23 protein-coding genes, 2 tRNA genes and 1 other RNA gene are annotated in these 21,528 nt (G+C 71.7%); 14 read left to right on the top strand and 12 right to left on the bottom strand.

Annotation, left to right across the window (positions count from 1 at the left end):
• Positions 1–15 precede the first annotated feature (15 nt).
• The gene (leuC, locus tag CS0771_RS11610; protein ID WP_212840987.1) at positions 16–1,428 is read right to left on the bottom strand and encodes a 3-isopropylmalate dehydratase large subunit; all 1,413 of its coding nucleotides are present in this window, start codon (positions 1,426–1,428) and stop codon (positions 16–18) included.
• Positions 1,429–1,494: 66 nt separating this feature from the next.
• On the opposite strand from leuC, the gene CS0771_RS11605 reads away from it, so the two are divergent.
• Positions 1,495–2,181, top strand: coding sequence for an IclR family transcriptional regulator (locus CS0771_RS11605; protein WP_120318463.1), 687 nt, complete (start codon positions 1,495–1,497; stop codon positions 2,179–2,181).
• An 82-nt stretch (positions 2,182–2,263) separates the two neighbouring features.
• Positions 2,264–4,051 carry a hypothetical protein gene (locus tag CS0771_RS11600; RefSeq protein ID WP_212840986.1) on the top strand — a complete coding sequence of 596 codons (1,788 nt, stop codon included), beginning with the start codon at positions 2,264–2,266 and terminating at the stop codon, positions 4,049–4,051.
• 101 nt (positions 4,052–4,152) lie between these two features.
• On the opposite strand, the gene CS0771_RS11595 is transcribed toward CS0771_RS11600, so the two are convergent.
• Both CS0771_RS11595 and CS0771_RS11590 read right to left on the bottom strand, forming a co-directional pair.
• Entirely contained in the window at positions 4,153–4,344 is a 192-nt protein-coding gene (locus CS0771_RS11595; RefSeq protein ID WP_212840985.1) for a hypothetical protein, read from the bottom strand.
• Positions 4,345–4,519: 175 nt separating this feature from the next.
• Complete coding sequence (locus tag CS0771_RS11590; protein WP_212840984.1) at positions 4,520–4,732, bottom strand: hypothetical protein; 213 nt, start codon at positions 4,730–4,732, stop codon at positions 4,520–4,522.
• A gap of 230 nt (positions 4,733–4,962) precedes the next feature.
• Here CS0771_RS11590 and CS0771_RS11585 point away from each other — a divergent pair, with 230 nt between their 5' ends.
• Positions 4,963–5,145, top strand: coding sequence for a hypothetical protein (locus CS0771_RS11585; protein WP_212840983.1), 183 nt, complete (start codon positions 4,963–4,965; stop codon positions 5,143–5,145).
• Positions 5,146–5,214: 69 nt separating this feature from the next.
• Here CS0771_RS11585 and CS0771_RS11580 read toward each other — a convergent pair.
• The 3 genes from CS0771_RS11580 to CS0771_RS11570 form a co-directional block, all read right to left on the bottom strand.
• A tRNA-Glu gene (locus CS0771_RS11580) sits at positions 5,215–5,290 on the bottom strand.
• Positions 5,291–5,425: 135 nt separating this feature from the next.
• Positions 5,426–5,497: transfer RNA gene (locus CS0771_RS11575), tRNA-Gln, on the bottom strand.
• A gap of 68 nt (positions 5,498–5,565) precedes the next feature.
• Positions 5,566–6,351: a fumarylacetoacetate hydrolase family protein gene (locus CS0771_RS11570; protein ID WP_212840982.1), complete on the bottom strand. Its 786-nt coding sequence runs from the start codon at positions 6,349–6,351 to the stop codon at positions 5,566–5,568.
• A 132-nt stretch (positions 6,352–6,483) separates the two neighbouring features.
• Between CS0771_RS11570 and CS0771_RS11565 the strand changes: the two genes are divergently transcribed.
• Positions 6,484–7,362: a 3-methyladenine DNA glycosylase gene (locus CS0771_RS11565; RefSeq protein ID WP_212840981.1), complete on the top strand. Its 879-nt coding sequence runs from the start codon at positions 6,484–6,486 to the stop codon at positions 7,360–7,362.
• Positions 7,363–7,523: 161 nt separating this feature from the next.
• Here CS0771_RS11565 and CS0771_RS11560 read toward each other — a convergent pair whose 3' ends face one another.
• Together CS0771_RS11560 and glnA are read right to left on the bottom strand one after the other, a co-directional pair.
• Positions 7,524–7,949: a DUF350 domain-containing protein gene (locus CS0771_RS11560; protein WP_212840980.1), complete on the bottom strand. Its 426-nt coding sequence runs from the start codon at positions 7,947–7,949 to the stop codon at positions 7,524–7,526.
• Positions 7,950–8,035: 86 nt separating this feature from the next.
• A complete protein-coding gene (gene glnA, locus CS0771_RS11555) occupies positions 8,036–9,388 on the bottom strand; it encodes a type I glutamate--ammonia ligase (RefSeq protein ID WP_212840979.1) in 1,353 nt (450 codons plus the stop codon).
• A 163-nt stretch (positions 9,389–9,551) separates the two neighbouring features.
• Here glnA and CS0771_RS11550 point away from each other — a divergent pair, with 163 nt between their 5' ends.
• The 3 genes from CS0771_RS11550 (at position 9,552) to panB (ending at position 13,300) form a co-directional block, all read left to right on the top strand.
• The gene (locus CS0771_RS11550; protein WP_212840978.1) at positions 9,552–10,358 is read left to right on the top strand and encodes a hypothetical protein; all 807 of its coding nucleotides are present in this window, start codon (positions 9,552–9,554) and stop codon (positions 10,356–10,358) included.
• A 233-nt stretch (positions 10,359–10,591) separates the two neighbouring features.
• The gene (locus tag CS0771_RS11545) at positions 10,592–12,343 is read left to right on the top strand and encodes an NAD+ synthase (RefSeq protein WP_212840977.1); all 1,752 of its coding nucleotides are present in this window, start codon (positions 10,592–10,594) and stop codon (positions 12,341–12,343) included.
• Positions 12,344–12,460: 117 nt separating this feature from the next.
• Positions 12,461–13,300 carry a 3-methyl-2-oxobutanoate hydroxymethyltransferase gene (gene panB, locus CS0771_RS11540; RefSeq protein WP_212840976.1) on the top strand — a complete coding sequence of 280 codons (840 nt, stop codon included), beginning with the start codon at positions 12,461–12,463 and terminating at the stop codon, positions 13,298–13,300.
• A 56-nt stretch (positions 13,301–13,356) separates the two neighbouring features.
• On the opposite strand, the gene npdG is transcribed toward panB, so the two are convergent.
• Complete coding sequence (gene npdG, locus CS0771_RS11535) at positions 13,357–14,043, bottom strand: NADPH-dependent F420 reductase (RefSeq protein WP_212840975.1); 687 nt, start codon at positions 14,041–14,043, stop codon at positions 13,357–13,359.
• Positions 14,044–14,079: 36 nt separating this feature from the next.
• Positions 14,080–14,832 carry a sulfite exporter TauE/SafE family protein gene (locus CS0771_RS11530; RefSeq protein WP_212840974.1) on the bottom strand — a complete coding sequence of 251 codons (753 nt, stop codon included), beginning with the start codon at positions 14,830–14,832 and terminating at the stop codon, positions 14,080–14,082.
• Between the two features lie 165 nt (positions 14,833–14,997).
• On the opposite strand from CS0771_RS11530, the gene rnpB reads away from it, so the two are divergent.
• Positions 14,998–15,412, top strand: an RNA gene (rnpB, locus tag CS0771_RS11525) — RNase P RNA component class A.
• Positions 15,413–15,471: 59 nt separating this feature from the next.
• Positions 15,472–15,951 (top strand): GNAT family N-acetyltransferase, encoded by a 480-nt coding sequence (locus CS0771_RS11520; protein ID WP_212840973.1) that lies wholly within the window; start codon positions 15,472–15,474, stop codon positions 15,949–15,951.
• A gap of 54 nt (positions 15,952–16,005) precedes the next feature.
• Here the strand turns inward: CS0771_RS11520 and CS0771_RS11515 are convergent, their stop codons facing one another.
• Positions 16,006–16,332: a hypothetical protein gene (locus CS0771_RS11515; RefSeq protein ID WP_212840972.1), complete on the bottom strand. Its 327-nt coding sequence runs from the start codon at positions 16,330–16,332 to the stop codon at positions 16,006–16,008.
• Positions 16,333–16,502: 170 nt separating this feature from the next.
• Between CS0771_RS11515 and CS0771_RS11510 the strand changes: the two genes are divergently transcribed.
• On the top strand, positions 16,503–16,961 hold the full coding sequence (locus tag CS0771_RS11510; protein ID WP_212840971.1) for a DUF4362 domain-containing protein: 459 nt from the start codon (positions 16,503–16,505) through the stop codon (positions 16,959–16,961).
• A gap of 126 nt (positions 16,962–17,087) precedes the next feature.
• Here the strand turns inward: CS0771_RS11510 and CS0771_RS11505 are convergent, their stop codons facing one another.
• Positions 17,088–17,903 carry a hypothetical protein gene (locus tag CS0771_RS11505; protein ID WP_212840970.1) on the bottom strand — a complete coding sequence of 272 codons (816 nt, stop codon included), beginning with the start codon at positions 17,901–17,903 and terminating at the stop codon, positions 17,088–17,090.
• Between the two features lie 82 nt (positions 17,904–17,985).
• On the opposite strand from CS0771_RS11505, the gene CS0771_RS11500 reads away from it, so the two are divergent.
• The 4 genes from CS0771_RS11500 to CS0771_RS11485 all read left to right on the top strand — a co-directional run bounded on the left by CS0771_RS11500 (position 17,986) and on the right by CS0771_RS11485 (position 21,485).
• Positions 17,986–18,510, top strand: a complete 525-nt coding sequence (locus CS0771_RS11500) for a hypothetical protein (RefSeq protein WP_212840969.1) — start codon at positions 17,986–17,988, stop codon at positions 18,508–18,510.
• A 1-nt stretch (position 18,511) separates the two neighbouring features.
• Positions 18,512–19,015 carry a DUF1877 family protein gene (locus CS0771_RS11495; protein WP_212840968.1) on the top strand — a complete coding sequence of 168 codons (504 nt, stop codon included), beginning with the start codon at positions 18,512–18,514 and terminating at the stop codon, positions 19,013–19,015.
• Positions 19,016–19,090: 75 nt separating this feature from the next.
• On the top strand, positions 19,091–20,068 hold the full coding sequence (locus CS0771_RS11490) for a cation diffusion facilitator family transporter (protein ID WP_212840967.1): 978 nt from the start codon (positions 19,091–19,093) through the stop codon (positions 20,066–20,068).
• Positions 20,069–20,417: 349 nt separating this feature from the next.
• Entirely contained in the window at positions 20,418–21,485 is a 1,068-nt protein-coding gene (locus CS0771_RS11485; protein ID WP_212840966.1) for a histone, read from the top strand.
• Positions 21,486–21,528 lie beyond the last annotated feature (43 nt).

Here is a 21,528-nt window from a genome sequence, read left to right as displayed (position 1 = left end):
TGGCTATACCTCGGTTCAGCGGGCGCCGACGGCGTCCAGGTCGGCGGGGGCGGACAGGTGGCCGGTCACCGCGGTCGCGGCGGCCACCGCCGGGGACACCAGGTGGGTACGGCCGCCCTTGCCCTGCCGTCCCTCGAAGTTGCGGTTGGACGTGGAGGCCGAACGCTGGCCGGGCTGGAGCGTGTCCGGGTTCATGCCCAGGCACATCGAGCAGCCCGCGAAGCGCCACTCGGCGCCGGCCGCGGTGAAGACCTCGTGCAGGCCCTCCTCCTCGGCCTGCTCGCGCACCGCCGCGGAGCCGGGCACCACCAGCATGCGTACGCCGTCGGCGACCTTGCGCCCGCGCAGCACCTCGGCCGCGGTGCGCAGGTCCTCCAGGCGCCCGTTGGTACAGGAGCCCACGAACACCACGTCCACGGCCACGTCGCGCAGCGCGGTGCCGGGCGTGAGGTCCATGTACTCCACGGCTCGGCGGGCGGCGGCGCGCTCGGACTCGGTGCCGAACGACTCCGGGTCCGGCACCACGCTGTCCAGCGAGGCACCCTGGCCCGGGTTGGTGCCCCAGGTGACGAACGGCGTCAGCGCGCTCGCGTCGAGGAACACCTCCTTGTCGAACACCGCGCCCTCGTCGGTGGGCAGCGTCTTCCAGTACGCCACCGCGTCGTCCCAGGCCTGCCCCTGCGGCGCGAACGTGCGGCCCTTCAGCCAGGCGAAGGTGGTCTCGTCCGGCGCGATCAGGCCGGCCTTGGCGCCCCACTCGATGGACATGTTGGAGACGGTCATCCGCCCCTCCATGCTCAGCTTCTCGATCGCGGGCCCGCGGTACTCCACCACGTAGCCGCGGCCGCCGCCGGTGCCCTCCTGGGTGATCAGGGCCAGGATCAGGTCCTTGGCGGAGACGCCGGGCGGCAGCTCGCCGGTGACGGTGACCGCCATCTGCTTCGGGAGCGCCTGCGGCAGCGTCTGGGTGGCCAGCACGTGCTCGACCTCGGAGGTGCCGATGCCGAAGGCCAGCGAGCCGAACGCGCCGTGCGTCGAGGTGTGTGAGTCACCGCACACGATGGTCATGCCCGGCTGGGTCAGGCCCTGCTGGGGGCCCATCACGTGCACGACGCCCTGCTGCGGGTCGCCGAGCGGGTGCAGCTTCACGCCGAACTCCGCGCAGTTCTTGCGCAGCGTCTCGATCTGCGTACGCGACACCGGGTCGGCGATGGTCAGCAGGTTGTCGGTGGGCGTGTTGTGGTCCTCGGTCGCGATCGTCAGATCCGGCCGCCGCACCGCACGCCCGGCCAGGCGCAGGCCGTCGAAGGCCTGCGGGCTGGTCACCTCATGCAGCAGGTGAAGGTCGATATAGAGGAGATCCGGCTCGCCTTCCGCTCGGCGTACCACGTGTGCGTCCCAGACCTTCTGGGCAAGGGTCCTGCTCACTGGGCTGCTCCCACCATCTGGACATCCCGCATCTTGGGAGGTATGTTTCGGTCTGTGGGACACAGTATGTCTGGCGTGGGCGTCCTTGACAAGGCGGTCGTGATCCTTGCGGCGTGTGTCGACGGCGCCAGCCTCGCGGAACTCGTCGATCGCACCAAGCTGCCGAGGGCAACGGCGCACCGGCTGGCGCAAGCGCTGGAGATTCATCGGATGCTGGTACGGGACACGCAGGGACGCTGGCGTCCCGGTCCCCGCCTGGGCGAGCTCGCCAACGCAGCCCCGGACGTCCTGCTGACAGCGGCAGAGCCGCTGCTGTCCGCATTGCGGGACGCCACCGGCGAGAGCGCGCAACTCTACCTACGCAGAGCCGACGAGCGTCTCTGCGTGGCCGCGGCCGAACGGGCCAGCGGCCTGCGCGACACCGTGCCCGTCGGCGCCATACTGCCGATGACGGCCGGTTCCGCGGCACAGATCCTCCTGGCGTGGGAGCCCCCCGAGGCGGTCATGCCGCTGCTGCCCCGCTGCAAGTTCACCGGCCGCACGCTGGCCGAGGTGCGCCGGCGCGGCTGGGCCCAGTCCGTCGCCGAGCGCGAGGCCGGCGTGGCGTCGGTCAGCGCCCCCGTACGCGACCGCACGGGCCGGGTCATCGCCGCGATCAGCGTCTCCGGCCCGATAGAGCGGCTCGGCAGGCGCCCCGGCGACCGTCACGCGATGGCGGTGGTCCGCGCCGGGCAGCGGCTCTCCGGACTCTGAACAGCTGATCCTTCCCCCGCTGAGCGTCGTGGCTGATGGCACCTACCATGAGCGCCGATCTTCAACGGGGAAAGGAACCCTCATGGCAGACCCTCAGGCGCCGGTGGACGATCCGTCCACCGGCGCCGCCGCGTCCGCGCCCGAGACCGTCATCTCGCTCGACCGCGACCCGCACGCCGACACCGCACCGGCACCCGCCCGGCGCCGCCCGCTCGCGCTGATCCTGGCCTCGGTGGTGGCGGTCGTGCTGCTGCTCGGCGTGGGCGCGTACGCCGTCTACCGCTTCGCCTTCGGCGACGGCCGCCGGGCCGAGGAGCTCACCCCGGCCTCCGCCGCCCTGTTCGTGTCGATCGACCTGGACACCGGGCTGGAACAGCAGCTGAAGCTGTTCCGGCTGGCGCAGAAGGCCCCGCAGGGCGGCGACGGTGCGGCGCAGCGCGACGAGGCCCTGGGCGAGCTGCTCAAGAGCCTCGGCCTCGACGGCGTCGACGTCGATCGCGACCTGATGAGCTGGCTCGGCCGCCGCGCGGGCGTCGCGCTCTGGATGGACGGCGGCAAGCCGTACCTGCTCATCACCGCTGCCAGCACGGACAGCGGCAAGGCCGGCACCGGCCTGACCCGGGTCCGCGACGGCGTGGACGAGGGCACCAGCATGGGCTTCGTGGCCCGTGACGGCGTCGTGCTCATCGCGCTCGGCGAGAAGGACGGCCAGCGGGCCGCCGACCGCGCCTTCGCCGAGGCGCAGCGGACGCCGCTGGCCGACGCCGCCTCGTTCGCCGCCGACCGGGGCTGGCTGGAGGGCGACCAGCTCGCCGTCGTCTGGGCCGACCTGCCGCGCTACCAGGAGGCCACCACCGCCCTGATGACGGCCGGGCTGACCGACGCCGAGGAGGAGCTGCTCGGCGACGCCCCCAAGGCACAGGGGCGCCTCATCGCGGGCGTACGCGCCACCGAACACGGCCTGGAGGCCCGCTACCGCACGTTCGGTGCCCAGAACCCGGCCCCGGCCCTGCGCGACGCCGTGGCCCGGCTCGGCGCCCTGCCCGGCGACGCGCACGTCGGCCTCGTGGCTCAGCTGCCCCAGGGCCTGGCCACCCAGGCGTCCGCGCCGACCTCGCCGTACCAGGCGCTGCTCGGCCTCGCCCTGACCCAGGCGATGTTCAGCGGGCCCGACGCGATGCACCTCGGCGAGGAGGCCGACCTGTCGGAGCTGCCCGAGCTGGAGACGCCCCCGTCCGGCGGGCCGGAGCCGCTCGAGCCGGACCTGACCGAGGCCGAGCAGCGCGAGCTGGAGGCGCTGCTGAGCAAGGGCGTCGACAAGCTCACCGCGGCCGAGCGCAAGCGCGCCGAGAAGCTGATGGGCCTGCCCGCGGGCACCCTCGCCGACCTCGGCGAGCTGGGCGGCCCCACGGGTACGGGCAGCATGACCGACCCGCTGGGCATGTTCGCGGCGTTCGACGGCACCACGGTCAGCGTGGCCGCCCGCTTCGGCGAGGGCGGCGAACCGGCGGCCCGGATCACGGCCGAGGCCCGCGACGCCGCGGGCGCGAAGAAGATCGCGGACCTGTTCGGCGAGTTCACCAACCCGGCCGGCGGCAAGGCCGGCGGCCTCACCACCAGCACCTCCGGCAACGTCGTCACCGCCGGCACCGCGGGCTATACGGCGGGCACCGGCACGCTCGCCGAGCGGCCCGCGTTCCAGCAGGCCACAGCAGGCGCTCCCGCCGCAACGGACGTCGCGCTCTACGTCGATCTGGCGCAGCTGCTGCCGAAGGACCAGCGCGACCGCCTGCCGTTCGAGGCGCTCGCGGTCCTCCAGGGCACCGAGGGCGGCGACCAGACCGGCGTCATCCGCCTCATCATGCGCTGACCCGCATCCCGTTGATCAGGCTCCCGTCACGCTGTTTCTGACAGCATGGCGGGAGCTTCGACCATGGCGTGCTCGGCCGGTGTGATCGGCCCGAGCACTCGTCAGAAGTTCGACCCGGGGGTGTCCACCAGGTGCCCGCCCACGGAACTGGGGTTCTTGTCGTCCGGAAACCCCTGGTGGAGGTCCCGGGAGGGGTCTAGGGCGCTGCGGCTGCGGCTGCGCCGCGCCACGATGAAGACCATGACGGCCACCAGCACCGCGGTGACGACGAACATGCCCACCAGGAATTCCATGGCCGGAGGGTAGCGGGACCCGGCCACCCGCACTGCCCCGGCAACGTCTCACGAAGATCACGTCTTCGTGTCGAAAGCTCAGGCCAGACTGCGCATATCGACACGAGACAACGATCTTGGACCGACGGCTACAGCTCTGGCCACGCCGCCGCCGGTCCCGCCGGAGCAGGCGTTCTCAGAAGGAGCCGCCGGAGCCGCTGCCGGCACCAGGATGCGAAGAGCTGTCCGAGTGGTGCTGGCCGAAGGGGCCGGGCGTCTTGTGGTCGGGGAAGCCCTGGTACGCGTCCTGCGAAGGGTCGAGACGGCTGCGGCTGCGCCGCGCCACGATGAAGACCATGACGGCGACCAGCACCGCCGTGACGACGAGAACGCCTACCAGTAGCTCCATGGCCGGGAGGGTAGCGGCAGCAGGCCACATTCCGCTGCCCCTGGCCGGAACGGGTCCGGCAGCCCGATCAACCTGCTGGGCAGATTCGTGCCCGTTCACCTACGGAGATCACTGCTTCGTGTCGAAAGCTGCGGCCAGACCACGCGTTCTGACACGAGACAGCGATCTCCCGGCCGCCACCGCCGCCCGACGGCTCCAGCGGCTTGGCGCGGCGGCTCTACCCTCCGGGCATGGAGATCTTCGTAGGCGTTCTAGCCGGCGGCGCGGTGCTCGTCACCGTCCTGCTCGTGATCGCGGCCCGGCGCAGCCGCAGCCGCAGCACGCTCGACCCGTCACAGGACCTCTACAGCGGCGTCCCCCGGGGCACCGAGGTGCACCCCACCGTGTTCGACTGGGAGCAGTACCGGCCATGACCACATCCCACAGCCCTGAAGCCGATGACGAAAGAAGCGCACGAGCATCGCTCGTGCGCTTCTTTAACCTGGTAGCCCCGAAGGGATTCGAACCCTCGCTACCGCCTTGAGAGGGCGGCGTCCTAGGCCGCTAGACGACGGGGCCAGGTCGACGTTCCGGAGAACATCTCTTCTTCAGTTTTCGACCGCCTTGCTGATCTCTCAGCTCGGCGGCCTGCTGAACTCTAGCAGGTCCAGCAGCCTCGCGCTAATCGGGCGCTTGCCCGTTCAGGCTTGGTTGCTGGGGTACCAGGACTCGAACCTAGACTAACTGAACCAGAATCAGTTGGGCTGCCAATTACCCCATACCCCATCGGCACCGTTTCCGCTGCCGGGGATGAACTTTACCTGACGGCCCCGGCAGCGCCAAATCGGTATCCGCTAGCGCGCCGCGACCGGGTTGCGCAGCTCGCCCAGCCCCTGGATCCGCACGCTCACCACGTCTTTCGCGGCCAGCGGGGAGACGCCGGCCGGGGTGCCGGTGAGGATGACGTCGCCCGGCAGCAGCGTCATGACGTGGGACACGTACGACACCAGCGAGGGCACGTCGAACACCATCTGCGAGGTGCGGCCGAGCTGGCGCACCTCCTCGTTGACCTCGCAGCGCACCTCGACGTCGGCGACGTCGGCCGCCGTGTCGATCCACGGCCCCAGCGGGCAGAACGAGTCGAAGCCCTTGGCCCGGGTCCACTGGCCGTCGCTGCGCTGCAGATCCCGTGCGGTGACGTCGTTCGCGCAGGTGTACCCGAAGATCGCCTTCTCCGCGGCGGCCCGGTCCACCCGGCGCGCACCGGTGGCGCCGATCACCACGGCCAGCTCGGCCTCGTGCTCGACCTGGTGCGACTGCTCGGGCAGCCGGATGATGTCGTGCGGGCCGATCACCGAAGTGGACGGCTTGAGGAACAGCAGCGGCTCCTTGGGCACCTCCGCGCCGTGCTCGGCGGCGTGGTCGGCGTAGTTGCGGCCCACCCCGATCACCTTGCTGGGCAGGATCGGCGACAGCAGGCGTACGTCGGCCAGCGCGAACCGCTGCTCGGTGTAGTCCAGCTCGCCGAACGGGTGCCCGTTGATCGCGCGCACCGTCAGCGCCTGCGAGCCGGCCTCCGGGTCGCCCTCCACGACGCCGAACGACATGCCACCCGGATGAACGAAACGTGCGATGCGCACCACAGCCCCCAGCCGAAGCTCAGTTGTTTGATTCCGGGCTCCAACTTACGCGCCGCCCTGGTGTGACCCGGCTCGCTCCACGGCCGACACCGCCCGCCCGGCCCGGACACCCACCGCGGCTACCCTTGCCGGGTGACCACCGCCACCGCCATCACCGAGGTGCTGGACCCGGCGGTGTGGCGTGCCCGGCGGCAGGCGCACGAGGAGCTGGTCGACGGCTGGCTGGCCACGCACCTGGCCCGGCGCCGCGACGGCGTCAAGCACCCGGTGCACGACTTCCTGTTCACGTACTACTCGCACCGCCCCGCCCAGCTGCGGCGCTGGCACCCTGGTGCCGGAGTGCTGCTGGCCGGCGGCGAGCCCGCCCGTGACTACATCACCGCCGACGGCGGCGTGGTGCTCGACCCGGCCCTGCTCGCCAAGCGCGCCGAGGCCGTGCGCTGGATCCGCGACCTGCTCGCCGCGACCACGTCGCGCCCGGCCCAGCTGGGCTGCTTCGGCATGCACGAGTGGGCCATGGTCTACCGGCAGACCCAGCAGGAGGTGCGGCACAACGCCTGGCCGCTGCGGCTGTCCCCCGCCGCGACCGCCGAGGTCGTCGAAGACCGGGGAGTACGCTGCACGCACTTCGACGCGTTCCGCTTCTTCACCGCGCCCGCCCGCCCGCTCAACGCGCACCAGCCGTCACGGGAGCTGCAGCCGGTCCTGGAGCAGCCCGGCTGCCTGCACGCCAACATGGACCTCTACAAGTGGGCGTACAAGCTGTCCCCGCTGGTGCCCAGCGAGCTGGTCACCGCCTGCTTCGCCCTGTCCCGCGAGATCCGGGTGCTGGACATGCGCGCCAGCCCGTACGACCTAGATGCCCTGGGCTTCCCCCCGGTGCGCATCGAGACCCCCGAGGGCCGCGCCGACTACGCCGCCCAGCAGCGTGACTTCGCCACCCGCGCCGCCCCACTACGCGCCGCGCTCACCGCCCACTGCGACGCGCTGCTCACCCTCGCCGCCGGCTGATCTCCGCTGATCTCACTCCCCGACGCCGCCCTCGCCCGGCACCGTGGCGCCCTGGTGTCGGCGCGCCATGATCGCGTCGATCTTGCGCGAACTGTTAGGCATTCGCCCGTTTCAGGCGTGTCGTCCCCACAGTTCGCGCAAGATCGGCGCGGGAGACGGCGCTATGCGATGCAGGCGCAGACGATGAGGGCGGCGCCGAAGTGGGTGGCGGCGACGACCTTGGCGGCGGGGTGGGGCTCGACTTCGGCGATCATCTCGCCGAGGCGGCCGGGGGTCAGCCAGTCGAGGACGAAGAAGGCCAGGGCCATCAGGGCGATGCCGAGCAGGCCGAAGACCACCGTCGAGGCCAGGCCCTTGCCGAAGTCCTCGTAGCTGGTGAAGATCGCGGTGAACACGATCAGCGCGATGCCGAGCTGGTTCGCGGCCAGCAGCAGGGCCGCGTTGCTGCTGCGCTGGTGCCAGATCAGCTCGCGCAGGCGGCCCGGCGTGAGCAGGTCCACCACGATGAAGCCGACGGCCATCAGGCTGACGCCGGCCACCCCGAAGACCACGCTCTGCCACGCGCCCGTGATCAGATCCTGCAACATGAAACTGCCTCCACTAGGTCAGACGTCGTGGGGCAGGCTAGCGGACCCCCGCAAGGGGGCCCGCCGCGCAGGGATCAGCAGGTGGCCTACAGCGCACCCAGGTACTTACGGCGCTCGAACGGGGTCACCTCGCGCCGGTACTCCTCCCACTCCGCGCGCTTGTTGCGCAGGAAGAAGTCGAACACGTGCTCGCCGAGCACGTCGGCGACCAGCTCCGAGCCGGCCATGACGTCGATCGCCTCGGACAGGTTCTCCGGCAGGCTGGCGTACCCCATCGCGCGGCGCTCGGCGCTGGACAGCGCCCACACGTCGTCCTCGGCGCCCGGGGGCAGCTCGTAGCCCTCCTCGATGCCCTTCATGCCCGCGCCCAGCAGCACCGCGAAGGCCAGGTACGGGTTGCAGGCGGAGTCGAGCGAGCGGACCTCGACGCGGGCCGAGTTCGGCTTGCCGTACGCCGGCACCCGCACCAGCGCGGAACGGTTCAGGTGGCCCCAGCAGACGTACGCCGGCGCCTCGGTGATCTGGTCCGGGATGGTCTGCGGGAACAGGCGCTTGTACGAGTTCACCCACTGGTTGGTGACCGCGGTGAACTCGCGCGCGTGGGTCAGCACGCCCGCGATGAACGCCTTCGCCGTCTTGGACAGCTTGTGCGGGTCGGCCGGGTCGTGGAAGGCGTTGCGCTCGCCCTCGAACAGCGACAGGTGCGTGTGCATGCCGCTGCCCGGCTGGTCGGTGAACGGCTTGGGCATGAACGTGGCCCGCACCCCGTGCGACAGCGCCACCTCCCGCATCACGTGCCGGAAGGTCATGATGTTGTCGGCCGTGGTCAGCGCGTCCGCGTACCGCAGGTCGATCTCCTGCTGGCCGGGGGCGACCTCGTGGTGGCTGAACTCCACCGAGATGCCGATGCGCTCCAGCGCCAGCACCGCCTGGCGGCGGAAGTCGCGCGCGATGGCGTGCGTGGTGTGGTCGAAGTAGCCGCCCGCGTCCACCGGGGTCGGCACGCCGCCGTCCGCGGGCGCGTCGGCGAGCAGGAAGAACTCGACCTCGGGGTGGGTGTAGAAGGTGAAGCCCTTGTCGGCGGCCTTCGACAGCGCGCGGCGCAGCACGTGGCGCGGGTCGGCCCAGCTCGGCGTGCCGTCCGGCATGAGGATGTCGCAGAACATCCGGGCGCTCTCGCCGGAGCCGCCGCCCTCGAACGGGAACACCTGGAAGGTGGTCGGGTCCGGCATCGCGATCATGTCGGACTCGTAGACGCGCGCGAAGCCCTCGATGGCCGAGCCGTCGAAGCCGATGCCCTCCTCGAACGCCGACTCCAGCTCGGCCGGGGCGACGCTGACCGACTTCAGGGTGCCGAGCACGTCGGTGAACCAGAGGCGCACGAACCGGATGTCGCGCTCCTCAAGCGTGCGCAGCACGAACTCCTGCTGACGATCCACGGCATGCCTCTCTCGGACGAGATCTCCGGGCCAGTCTGGCGCGGCCTCATTACGGGCACGTTACGCCATACCTCAGCCTTACGCCGGGCCACGGTGATCCCGCAACTTCGACGCCCTTCACCCCGTTGGACGGGGCAGTAACAAGCTCGCGCGAGGAGCGCCCATGAACCGCCTGGACCGCATGTTCCCCGTCCGGCACCGCACGATCGCCGGGGGCGTCGCCCTCGGCGGTCTGCTGATCACCGCGCTCACGCTGGCGGGGGTGCTGGGCGCCTCGCATCGCCAGAAGCAGGGCCAGGCCACCGACGTACGCCGGACCGACACCATCACGGCGAGCCAGCCGGAGCTGCAGGCGGCCCTGCTGGCGCCGATCGACCTGCCCGCGAGCTACGCCCCGCAGCCGCCGGCCGCCTCGCCCAAGCCGAAGCCGCCCAAGCAGGAGCGCTGCGCCGCCCTGCTCAGCGCCCCCGACGAGCTGATCCGCACCGCGGCGGCCACGGTCTCCACCCACCCGAAGGGCGCGCTGGAGCCCAGCGCCCAGGCGGTCTCCAAGCACCGCGGCCCGACGCTGATCACTCAGGTGCTGACCACCTTCACCGGGGACGGCGCCGCGACCACGCTCGGCGAGCTGCGCCGCATGGGGCAGCGCTGCCGCGACTTCAACGCGGTGCTGGACGACGGGACGGCGGTGCGGGTCCGCGTCGACGACGTGCCCCGCGACAGCCTCCCCGCCGAGCTGCTGAAGCTGGAGGGCGACGCGTACGCGGTCCGCTTCACCCTCACCGGCAAGGCCAAGACGATGACCGGCTACCTCGCCCTGGGCCGCGTCGGCAGCGTGCTGTCCGGCCTGCGTGAGATGGACTCCGGCGAGCCCACCGGCGCCGTCGCCGACCTGACCCGCTTCACCGGCCTGCTCGAACAGGCCGCCCGCAAGCTCCTCCCCATCACCCTCGGCGCCCCCCAGCCCTGACCACCGCCCACCGCCCCGGCCCCGCGCCGCCGCGGTCATGATCGTCCGACTTGCCTGGCACTCGGGCGTATCTTCAGGCCGCTTTCGCCCGTCTGCCTGGCAAGTCGGTCGATCATCGGCGGGCCCGTCGGACGATCATGGGACGACCCGGTGGTGGATGAGGCGTCCGGTGTGGTGGGGCACACGGGGTGTGGGTAGCACGTGGCGGCGGGGGTGTGCGGGAAGATGTGGGCATGACCGCCACGCTGCGTCTCGCTCTCGCTCAGGTCAATCCCACCGTCGGCGACCTCGCCGGCAACAGCTCGCTCATCCGTGAGTGGGCGGCGCGGGGCGCCGAGGCGGGCGCGCACGTCGTCGCCTTCCCCGAGATGATGCTGACCGGCTACCCGATCGAGGACCTGGTGTTCCGGCAGTCCTTCGTCGAGGCCTCGCAGCGGGCGCTGACCCGCCTCGCCGCGGACCTGCACGCCGACGGGCTGGGCGAGACCGCGGTCATCGTGGGCTACCTGGACGCCGACGGCCCGGCGCGGCTGGGCGCGGACAGCACCTCCCCGGTCGGCCCGCGCGACTCGCTCGCGCTGCTGCACCGCGGTGTGGTCGCGGCCCGCTACCACAAGCACCACCTGCCCAACTACGGCGTCTTCGACGAGGACCGCTACTTCGTGCCCGGCGACACGCTGACCGTGGTGCGGGCGGTGTGGGCCGACGGCAGCCAGGCCGATCTGGCGCTGACCGTGTGCGAGGACATCTGGCAGGCGGGCGGGCCGTTCGCGGTCGCCGCGTCGGCCCGGGTCGGCCTCGTGATCAACATCAACGGCTCGCCGTACGAGCTGAACAAGGACGACGCGCGGCTGCCGCTCGTGTCGCGCCGGGCCCGGGAGGCCGGGGCGGCCGTGGCGTACGTCAACATGATCGGCGGCCAGGACGAGCTGACCTTCGACGGCGACTCGATCATCGTGGCGGCCGACGGCACGCTGCTGGCCCGCGGCCCCCAGTTCCACCAGGCGCTGCTGGTGCACGACCTGCCCCTGCCCGAGGCCGACCCGGACGCACCCGACGGCCACCTCGGCGCGATGCGGGTCGAGCGGGTGCTGCTGCCCACCTCGTGGACCGCGCCGCAAGGCCCGGCGGCCGACGCCGGCATCGCCCCGCGCCTGGGCGACGAGGCCGAGGTGTGGAACGCGCTCGTGCTCGGCCTGCGCGACTACGTACGCAAGAACGGCGCCAAGTCGGTGCTGCTGGGCCTGTCCGGCGGCATCGACTCGTCGGTGGTGGCCGCGATCGCGGTGGACGCGCTCGGCGCCGAGCACGTGGTCGGCGTGTCGATGCCCAGCGGCCACTCGTCGCAGCACTCCCGCGACGACGCCGCCGACCTGGCCCGGCTCACCGGCCTCGACTACCGCGTCGAGCCGATCCAGCAGATGGTCGACGGCTTCCTGTCCAACCTGAACCTGTCCGGCCTGGCCGTGGAGAACCTGCAGGCCCGCGTCCGCGCGGTGATCCTGATGGCGCTGTCCAACCAGGAGGGCCACCTGGTGCTCACCACCGGCAACAAGAGCGAGCTGGCCGTGGGCTACTCGACCCTCTACGGCGACTCGGTCGGCGCGTTCAACCCGCTCAAGGACGTGCCGAAGACGCTGGTGTGGAAGCTGGCCAACTGGCGCAACACCATCGGCGAGGTGATCCCGGAGAACTCCATCACCAAGCCGCCGAGCGCCGAGCTGCGCCCGGGCCAGCTGGACACCGACTCGCTGCCCGAGTACGACACGCTGGACCCGATCATCATGGGCTACGTGGACGGCGACAAGGGCCGCGCCGAGCTGGTCGCCGAGGGCCACGACCCCGCGCTGGTGGACCGGGTGCTGCGGCTGATCGACGGCGCGGAGTACAAGCGGCGCCAGTCCGCGCCCGGCACCAAGATCTCGTTCAAGTCGTTCGGCCGCGACCGCCGGATGCCGATCACGAACCGCTGGCGGGAGAGCTGACCCGGGCGGCCAGTGAATTACTCCACTGAACCCTGACATCGGGTGTTCAACAGGTGGAAACATCGTCCTCAGATCCCGGGGACCGCGTTCGCGGCTTCGAGGAGAGAGGAGACAGCGATGTCCGACAGTGTGCCCTCCCTCTACGGCGGGCCGGCCGGCACGCGGGTGCGCACCCGCCACCTGCAGCTGGCCAAGGAGCGTGGCGAGAAGTGGGCCATGCTGACCTCGTACGACCAGTACACGGCCCAGATCTTCGACGAGGCGGGCATCCCCGTGCTGCTCGTCGGCGACTCGGCCGCCAACAACGTGTTCGGCTACGAGTCGACCCTGCCGGTGACCGTCGAGGAGATGCTCCCCCTGGTCCGCGCCGTGGTCGGCGCCACCAAGCGCGCCCTGATCGTCGGCGACCTGCCCTTCGGCACGTACGAGGAGGGTCCGGTGCAGGCGCTGCGCACCGCCGTCCGCTTCATGAAGGAGGCCCGCTGCCACGCGGTGAAGCTGGAGGGGCACCGCCCCGCCCAGATCGCGGCGATCACCGGCGCGGGCATCCCGGTCATGGCCCACCTGGGCTTCACCCCGCAGTCCGAGCACCAGCTCGGCGGCTACCGGGTGCAGGGCCGCGGTGAGGACGCGGCCGCCACCCTGCTCCAGCAGGCCCGCGAGGCCGTCGAGGCGGGCGCGTTCTCCGTCGTCCTGGAGATGGTCCCCGGCGACGTCGCCAAGCAGGTCACCACCGAGCTGCCCGTGCCCACCATCGGCATCGGGGCGGGCCCCGACACCGACGCCCAGGTCCTCGTCTGGCAGGACATGGCCGGCCTGCGCCCCACCTCCGCCGGCCCGACCCCCCGCTTCGTCAAGAAGTACGCCGACCTGCACGCCGTCCTGTCCGAGGCGGCCACCGCCTACGCCACCGAGGTCCGCGAAGGCACCTTCCCCACCTCCGCCCACACCTTCTGAAGGAAGGGCACCTTCTTACTGTTTTCCGTAGTAGAAGGTGCCCTTCCTAACGTCTCTCAGACGTCGGTGACGCGGATGCCGGAGTGGGCCTTGTAGCGCTTGTTCATGGCGATCAGATTGGCGGTGAGGGCCTCGACCTGGCCGGCGTTGCGCAGGCGGCCGGCGTGCACGCCGCGCATGCCGGGAATGCGGCCCGCCAGCGCCTGGACCACGGCGACGGCGTCGCGGTCGTCGCCGAGCACCAGAATGTCCAGGTCCATCGAGGTCACCGCCGGGTCGGCCAGCAGCTCGGCGCTGACGTGGTGGAACGCCGCGGTCACCCGGGCCCCGGGCAGCAGCGCCTCAGCCTGCTGCGCGGCACTGCCCTCGTCCACCTTGAGGGCGTACGGGCCCTGCTTGTCGAAGCCGAGCGGGTTCACGCAGTCCACCACGATCTTGCCGACCAGCACCTCGGCCAGCTCGGTGAGGGTGGCGGCGTGCCCGGCGTACGGCACCGCGACGATCAGCACGTCTGCGCGCGCCGCGACGTCGGCGTTCTCGCCGCCGCCCACGTTCCCGCCGGACTGCTGCGCCAGCTCCTGCGCCGCCGCCTGCGCCCGCTCGGCGCTGCGCGAGCCGATCAGGATGTGCTGCCCGGCCAGCGCCAGCCGGTACGCCAGGCCGCGGCCCTGATCGCCGGTGCCGCCGAGAATGCCGACCGTCAGCCCGCTGACGTCGGGAAGGGAAGCGAGATCCAAAGCCATACGCCCGATCCTCGCACCGAACGAGCGTTCAGCGCGCTATGACATGGCTCGCACGAACAGCACACCCGCCACGGCCACCCCGAATCCCACGATGACCGCCCGCAGGGTACGGGCCGGCAGCCGCCGCCCCAGCCGCGCCCCGGCGAACCCGCCCAGCAGCGTCGCGGGCACCAGCACCGCCACCGCGGGCCAGAAGACCGGGCCGAACAGCGCGTACGCCGTCGTGGCGACCACGCCCACGGCGAGCTGGAGCGCGTTCTTCAGCGCCACCACCCGGTTCATGGTCTCGACGACGACCACGCCCAACACGGCGATCAGGATGACGCCGAGCACCGAGTTGAAGTAGCCGCCGTAGATGCCGACCCCGAACAGCAGCACGTAGCGGAGCCAGCGAGGCTGCCCGTGCGGCTCCCCCACCAGGCGCACCACCCGCTCCTGGAACGCGAGCAACAGTGACGCCGCCAGCACCAGCAGCGGCATCACCTTCGCGAAGACGCCGGGTGACGTGTGCAGCAGCAGCACGCATCCGGTGATGGCGCCCGCCACCACCGTCGGGGCGAGCACGCGCAGGCGTACCCCCTGATTTTGCAGGTCTTGCCGGGTGCCCAGCACGCTCGCGGAGTACCCGCCGGTCACGGAGATCGAGTTGGTGACCGTCGCCTGGATCGGCGGCACGCCCAGCGCCAGCAGGGCGGGCAGCATCAGCAGCGAGCCGCCGCCCGCCACCGCGTTCACGCCCCCGGCCGCCACCCCGACCACCGCCAGCAGGCCCAGCATCGCTACATCCATCCCACGCGAGGCTAGCGGGTGGCCGGCTCTCGCCGTTGATCGCTGGTTCGTGTCACAAAGTGCGCTCCAGCCTCAGGTTCTGACACGAACTCGCGATCAACAATCCCCAGCCCGCGCGGTGGCGAGCCCTCCGCACGGAAGCCGTATCATGGTCAACGCGACGGACGAGTCGGCCGGGCGGTCGCGTCACCACGGGAAACCGCTGGTGCCGAGGAACGTCCGGACTCCACAGGGCAGGGTGGTTGCTAACGGCAACCCGGGGCGACCCGCGGGAAAGTGCCACAGAGAACAGACCGCCCGCGCTCTTCGGAGCAGCGGGTAAGGGTGAAACGGTGAGGTAAGAGCTCACCAGCACCCCGGGTGACCGGGGTGGCTCGGTAAACCCCACCCGGAGCAAGACCAAGAAAGGCCGCTCGACCCGCCTCGGCGGGCGGGGGGCCGCGCGGACGATCGAGGGCGGCCCGCCCGATGTCCGCGGGTAGGTTGCTCGAGCCTGTCGGCGACGGCAGGCCTAGATGGATGACCGCCGCCCGCGCGCGAGCGCGGGGCACAGAATCCGGCGTACAGGCCGACTCGTCCGTCCCTGTACCGGCCCGCCGCCGGCCGCGTCCGTCCGGACGCCGTGGCATGATCGGCGGCGTGTCCGTTTCGCACCCCCTGGTCGTCCGTCCTCGTGAGGCGTCCGACCTGCCCGCCTGCGTCGAAGCGCTGGCCGCCGTGCACTCGTCTGGCGCGGGCTATCCGACCCGCTGGCCCGCCGATCCCGTCGCCTGGCTGACCCCCGGCGACCTCGCGCAGGGCTGGGTCGCCGTGCTCGGTGAGGCGGTCGTGGGCCAGGTGCTGCTGCGCGACAGCAACGCCCACGGCCACAACATCAGCCGCCTGTTCGTCTCCCCCGCCGCCCAGGGCGCAGGCGTGGCCGCGGCACTGCTCGACACCGCCGTCACCTGGGCCCGTGACCGGGACCTGCCGCTGATGCTGGAGGTGACCGCCCACGCCGCGGCCGCGATCAGGCTGTACGAGCGCACCGGCTGGCGGCGTACCGGCACCACGGTCGCGGCCTGGACCGCTCCGGACGGCAGCCCCGTCGACGTGCACCGCTACGTCCTGCGCCCCTAGCCCACGCCGGCGGCCGCCGCCGGGATCGGCCGTCTTGCGCAGCTGTCGCAGCTGTCACGGAGTGGCCGGGGCCAGGCACAGCACCTTGCCGCCGAGAGAGACGTGGGGCTGCCCGGCATCCGGACAGTCGGTCACCGAGGTGCCGATCTTCACGATCCGGTACGCGCCCGGCTCCGCACAGCCGGCCGGAGCGGCGTCCGCCCCGGCCTGCTTGACGCAGTCGCCGACGGCGAGGGCGCCGACCGCGCTCGACTGCTCGACCCCCGGCGGATGCTCCTGGCCGATACCGATGAAGTAGCCGACGGCGACGAGGGCGCAGGTGGCGACGCCGAGCACCATCCCACCGACCACCCCGATAACGATCTTCGTCGACGCATCCACGCCCACCACTCCCGTGTCGATGAATGGCGGACGTTACCGTCGGGCTCGGTGGCCTGTCGACCCGTCGCCGCGCCATCAGCCCGCGGGCGGTGCGATCCGGACCGAGCGCCGGGAACGGATCCCGGCCGTGGCCTGTCCTAGGAACGGGATGTTCACCACGGGAGGTTCTGATGCCGCTACGCAAACTGCTGCTCGCCGCGTTGCTGCCGGTCGTGCTCGCACCGGCGGCCTGCTCGGCGGAATCGCCGGCCCGTCCCGCCGCCACCGCGACGGCAGCCGCGCCGCGCCCCTCCGCCGTCGCTCCGGCCGCGCCCACCGAGCCCACGGACTGCGGCGATGTCGTGCTGCTCCAGGGCGGCGAGGTGTCGGCCGAGACCACCGCCTGCTTCCTGGACGCGGTACGCGACAAGCGCCCCGCCGTGCTCAAGGTGACCCGGCCGACCGTCGAGGGCGACCCGATCCGGTACACGTACACGGCGCTGCCCGACGGCCGGGTCGAGGTGGTCACGGACGCCAGGGAGGACGGCTTCGGCAGCGGCACCATGTTTCGCGAGACGTGCACCGGCCCGGCGGCGGGCGGAGCGGCGCTGACGTTCGCGACGTGTTCGTCCCCGGTCCGGATAGGCTGAGCGCCACGGCGGACACCGGCGGTGCCTCACCCCGCCGCAGCCCGCGGTGGCCCGCCTGATCCCGCGGACGACCGGCACCTCCCCGGATCGGCGAAAGCCGCGGGTATCGGCGAAGGCCGCACGGGATCAGCGGTGGCTGCGCACCGACGGGGCGGGACCGTCGGCTTCCTGCCGCCGCCCTGGCGACGGCACCCGCCCGCGGCCCCCGAGCGACTCCGGCGCCCGAGGGTTGAGAAGGTGCCCTTCCTCTACGGAATCCGTTAAGAAGGTGCCCTTCCTTTCCAGGTGGAGGGCGGTGGCGTAGATGAAGAGGGTGATGCCGAGCATTTCGCAGAGTTCTTCGGCGGAGGCGGCGAGGACGTAGCCCATGGAGGCCCAGCCCGGGGTGAAGCCGATGTTCTCGCGGCCGGTGAAGGCGCCGAAAACCTCGATCCCGGCGGCGCCGCCGAGGTAGAGGGCGGCGGAGGCGAGCATCAGCCGGCGGATGCGCGGCGGCAGGGTGAGCAGCAGGCGCAGGTACGCCAGGCCGAGCACGACGACCACGGGGGCGGCCAGGACGAGCCAGGACAGGTAGGACGCCTCCCCCGCGTCGAGCACGTCGGCCTGCGCGCCCAACTCGTGGAACTGGGAGAACTCGTCCAGCGACAGCACGGTGAAGACGCCCGCGAGCACGCGCCAGTGCCACCGGTGGCGGCCGCCGGCGGCGGCGGTGCGCCACAGCAGCAGCGCGGCCAGGAACAGGATGCCGCTGGAGAACCACGTCGGCAGGTTCTGCTCCTTGTCGACGTAGAAGAACTTGACGATCCTTCCCCAGTACGGGATCAGGTCGTACACCCCGAAGCCGTGATACACGACGGTGAACCCGAGGCTGAGCAGGTGGATCGCGGCCACGCACCAGAGCAGCAGCCGCAGCAGGCGCGATGCCGGAATGTCCAGTCCCATGCCCGCTCAACGAGGCGGCGGCTGTCCACAGCACGGCGTACACCGGTTACTCATACGCCCGGTTCTGTGCCATAGTCACCCCGTGTCCGATACCCCTGCCCGGATGCTCGCGCTCGCCGGTGTCCTGATCGCCCTGGCCAGTCTGGTGGTGGCGCTGGCCGGTTACCGGCGCACGCGGGTGCGCCCGAGCGCGCGGCTCTACCACATCAACAACTTCGGGCCCGGCGACAGCAAGGAGTTCCTGATCGCCACCACCCTGACGAACGGGACGCTGGGCGCGGTGCAGGTGGTGACCTGCGAGTTCGAGGTGAAGGGCCTGCGCGGGCGGCACATGGTGGGCGGGCAGAGCCGCAAGGGCCCCGACCTGCCGTACAAGGTGGAGGGTCACCACTCGGCGACGTGGACGGTGCCGGTCACCGACGTCGCCGAGCTGCTGAAGGTGTACGGCAAGCAGACCGCGAAGATCCGTGCCGTGCTGGCGCTGGGCAGCGGGCGGGACGTGAAGGGCGGCTGGTTCCGCTTCGACTCCGACAAGTGGGGCAGCGGCGGCGAGAAGCCGAGGACCCCGGCGCAGCGCACGCAGAGCCAGGCGAAGGCGAAGGTCTGACGTGACCGGCGTGGACATGTACTGGCACCGGGTGCCCGCGGACGACTTCGCGAAGGCCCAGCGCAGCCTGTTCGAGCAGGTGCCGGTGTACGGCGCCGAGGGCCACGAGGCGGCGCTGGCCGAGGGCTCCGTGGTCGCCGTCGCCGAGGACTACCTGCTGCTGGAGGTGCTGTTCGCGGGCGGTGCCACGCCCGGCGAGCACGCCGCGGGCCTGGTCGTGTCGGGCGGCGGCTGGTATCCGGTCGACCCGGCCACCGACGACGAGATCGGCCTGCTCGCGCCGGACGAGGTGCGCGCCGTCGCGGCGTACCTGGACGGCGCCGAGCCCGCGGCGTGGATCGCGCGGCGCGAGGCGGAGCTGGCCGCGGTGCTGCGCGGTTACTCGCCGCACCCGTGGGACGAGCGCCGTGCCGCCCACCTGGCCGGGCACGCACGGGCGCTGGCGGCGTTCTACCGCCGGGCGGCCGACGCGGGCGAGGCGGTCGTGAAGGTGCTGGTCGGCTAGGACCTGCCCGCGCTGTACGATCGACGGGTGCTGCTGGCTGCCGCCGCTCGCGGGTACGCCGAGGAGGTGCGCTGAATGGGCACCGGACACGCGCACGACCACTCACCCGGGCACGGCCACGCGCACGGGCACGCGGTGACCGCGGACGCGGACCGCCGCTGGCTGAGCATCGCGCTGGCGCTGATCCTCGGCTTCATGGGCGTCGAGGTCGTGGTGGGCGTGCTGGCCAGCTCGCTGGCGCTGCTGTCGGACGCCGCGCACATGCTCACCGACGCCGCCGCGATCGTGCTGGCGCTGATCGCGATGCGGCTGGCGGCGCGGCCGCCCCGGGGCGGGTACACGTTCGGGCTGAAACGGGCCGAGATCCTGTCGGCGCAGGCCAACGGCATCACGCTGCTGCTGCTCGCGGCGTGGCTGGGGTACGAGTCGGTGCGGCGGCTGCTGCATCCGGAGGCCGTCGCGGGCGGCGCGGTGCTGTTCACCGCGCTGGCGGGCATCGCGGTCAACCTCGCGGCGACCTGGTGCCTGTCCCGCGCCAACCGCACCAACCTCAACGTCGAGGGGGCGTTCCAGCACATCCTCAACGACCTGTTCGCGTTCATCGCGACCGCGGTGGCCGGTCTGGTGGTGCTGCTGACCGGTTTCGACCGCGCCGACGGCATCGCCTCGCTGATCGTGGTGGCGCTGATGGTGAAGGCGGGGGTGAGCCTGCTCGGCGCGTCCGGCCGGATCCTGCTGGAGGCCGCGCCCGCGGGCGTGGATCCCGACGCCCTGGGCGCCGAACTAGCCTGCACGCCGGGCGTGGTCGAGGTGCACGACCTGCACGTATGGCAGGTGACGTCGAGCTATCCGGCGCTGTCGGCGCACATCCTGGTCCAGCCCGGCGGCGACTGCCACGCGGTCCGCCGCGCCGTGGAACACCTGCTCCACGAGCGCCACCACATCGACCACACCACCCTCCAGGTCGACCACACCGACGAGCACGAAACCCCCGCCACCATCTCCACCGCCCACTGCGCCGACCCGCACGGCGCCACCTACCGCCCCGCGTGACCCGCCCGCACCGGGGCAGTTTCGGGGAAAGTGCAGCAAGGATCGGCTCGTCGCCTGCATTTTCCCCGAAACTGCACCCGCCCGGAGGCCCGGCTCCTCGGCGGACACGGGTGGGGAGTGCCGTAACGGGTGGTGGTGTAAGGGATGCCGCGATACGTGCACTGTGGAGTGGTCACATCGGCGGTCGTAGGAATTTGACTTTTTTACGGATTTCGCCAGCACATGTTCCTTTTGCGGCGCACAGTGATGTCTGGAGCAGCAGTGCGCGGACTGGCACCGCACCCACGGCCGTTCCACGGTTCCGCCGGAGACCTGACCGGCAGGACGCGATCCGTGAGGAGGACGAGCGATGGCCGTAGCCAAGGCCGCAGCGAAGAAGGCCCCAGCGAAGAAGGCCGCTGCCAAGAAGGCCGTGGCCAAGAAGGCCCCGAGCCGGCCGGCCGCGGCGAAGAAGGCCGCGGCCGCGAAGAAGACGTCGCCGGCGCGCAAGACCACGGCGAAGAAGACCTCGCCGGCCAAGAAGTCGACGGCCGCCAAGAAGACGGTCACGGCCCGCGCGACCGCGAAGAAGACGACCGCCGCGAAGAAGACCACGCCGATGAAGAAGGCCGCACCGGCCCGCAAGACCACCACGGCGAAGAAGACCACCGCCAAGAAGGCGCCCGCGAAGAAGGCCACCACCGCGCGCAGCTCCACGGCGGCGAAGAAGACGGCGGCAGCCAAGAAGACCACCGCCGCGAAGAAGGCCACCGCGGCCAAGAAGACGACTGCCGCGAAGAAGACCACCGCGGCCAAGAAGACTACCGCTGCGAAGAAGACCACGGCGGCGAAGAAGACCACCGCTGCGAAGAAGACGACTGCGGCGAAGAAGACCACGGCCGCCGCACGCAGCAGCACCGGCGCCCGGAAGATCACCGCCGCGGTGAAGAAGACCGCCGCCGCGAAGAAGACCACGGCCAGGAAGACGACGGCCGCGAGGAAGACCACGCCCATGAAGAAGGCCGCACCGGCCCGCAAGACCACCACCGCGAGGAAGACCACCGCCAAGAAGGCGCCCGCGAAGAAGGCCACCACCGCGCGCAGCTCCACGGCGGCCAAGAGGACCACCGCCGCGAAGAAGACCACGGCGGCGAAGAAGACCACCGCCGCTGCCCGCAGCAACGGCGCCAGGAAGACCACCGCGGCCCGCAAGACGGCCGCGAAGAAGGCGTCGCCTGCCAGAGCCACGTCCGCCGTGCGCAAGACCACCACCGCGCGCAAGAGCACGACGGCCCGCCGGAGCACGCCGATGCGCAAGGCCGTGATGGCACGCAGCACCTCGCCCGCCCGGCGGACCGCGGCGAAGTCCGCGCCCGCCCGCAAGGCGACGATGCGCAAGACGGCGATGAAGAAGGCCGTCCGGTCGTCGGTCCGATAGGCGTCCGTACGGGCCCCGCCGTGGCAGGCGGGCGCCTGGTAAG

This window comes from Catellatospora sp. IY07-71 (assembly GCF_018326265.1).
GTDB lineage: Bacteria > Actinomycetota > Actinomycetes > Mycobacteriales > Micromonosporaceae > Catellatospora.
This window is presented reverse-complemented; position numbering and strand designations above follow the sequence as displayed.

Coding starts and splice junctions, on each gene's coding strand:
- CS0771_RS11490 (WP_212840967.1), top strand. CDS start 19,091: ATGGGCACCGGACACGCGCACGACCACTCACCCGGGCACGGCCACGCG.
- CS0771_RS11560 (WP_212840980.1), bottom strand. CDS start 7,949: ATGTTGCAGGATCTGATCACGGGCGCGTGGCAGAGCGTGGTCTTCGGG.
- CS0771_RS11605 (WP_120318463.1), top strand. CDS start 1,495: ATGTCTGGCGTGGGCGTCCTTGACAAGGCGGTCGTGATCCTTGCGGCG.
- CS0771_RS11545 (WP_212840977.1), top strand. CDS start 10,592: ATGACCGCCACGCTGCGTCTCGCTCTCGCTCAGGTCAATCCCACCGTC.
- CS0771_RS11510 (WP_212840971.1), top strand. CDS start 16,503: ATGCCGCTACGCAAACTGCTGCTCGCCGCGTTGCTGCCGGTCGTGCTC.
- CS0771_RS11595 (WP_212840985.1), bottom strand. CDS start 4,344: ATGGAATTCCTGGTGGGCATGTTCGTCGTCACCGCGGTGCTGGTGGCC.
- panB (WP_212840976.1), top strand. CDS start 12,461: ATGTCCGACAGTGTGCCCTCCCTCTACGGCGGGCCGGCCGGCACGCGG.
- CS0771_RS11485 (WP_212840966.1), top strand. CDS start 20,418: ATGGCCGTAGCCAAGGCCGCAGCGAAGAAGGCCCCAGCGAAGAAGGCC.
- CS0771_RS11505 (WP_212840970.1), bottom strand. CDS start 17,903: ATGGGACTGGACATTCCGGCATCGCGCCTGCTGCGGCTGCTGCTCTGG.
- CS0771_RS11600 (WP_212840986.1), top strand. CDS start 2,264: ATGGCAGACCCTCAGGCGCCGGTGGACGATCCGTCCACCGGCGCCGCC.
- CS0771_RS11550 (WP_212840978.1), top strand. CDS start 9,552: ATGAACCGCCTGGACCGCATGTTCCCCGTCCGGCACCGCACGATCGCC.
- CS0771_RS11590 (WP_212840984.1), bottom strand. CDS start 4,732: ATGGAGCTACTGGTAGGCGTTCTCGTCGTCACGGCGGTGCTGGTCGCC.
- CS0771_RS11585 (WP_212840983.1), top strand. CDS start 4,963: ATGGAGATCTTCGTAGGCGTTCTAGCCGGCGGCGCGGTGCTCGTCACC.
- CS0771_RS11530 (WP_212840974.1), bottom strand. CDS start 14,832: ATGGATGTAGCGATGCTGGGCCTGCTGGCGGTGGTCGGGGTGGCGGCC.
- npdG (WP_212840975.1), bottom strand. CDS start 14,043: ATGGCTTTGGATCTCGCTTCCCTTCCCGACGTCAGCGGGCTGACGGTC.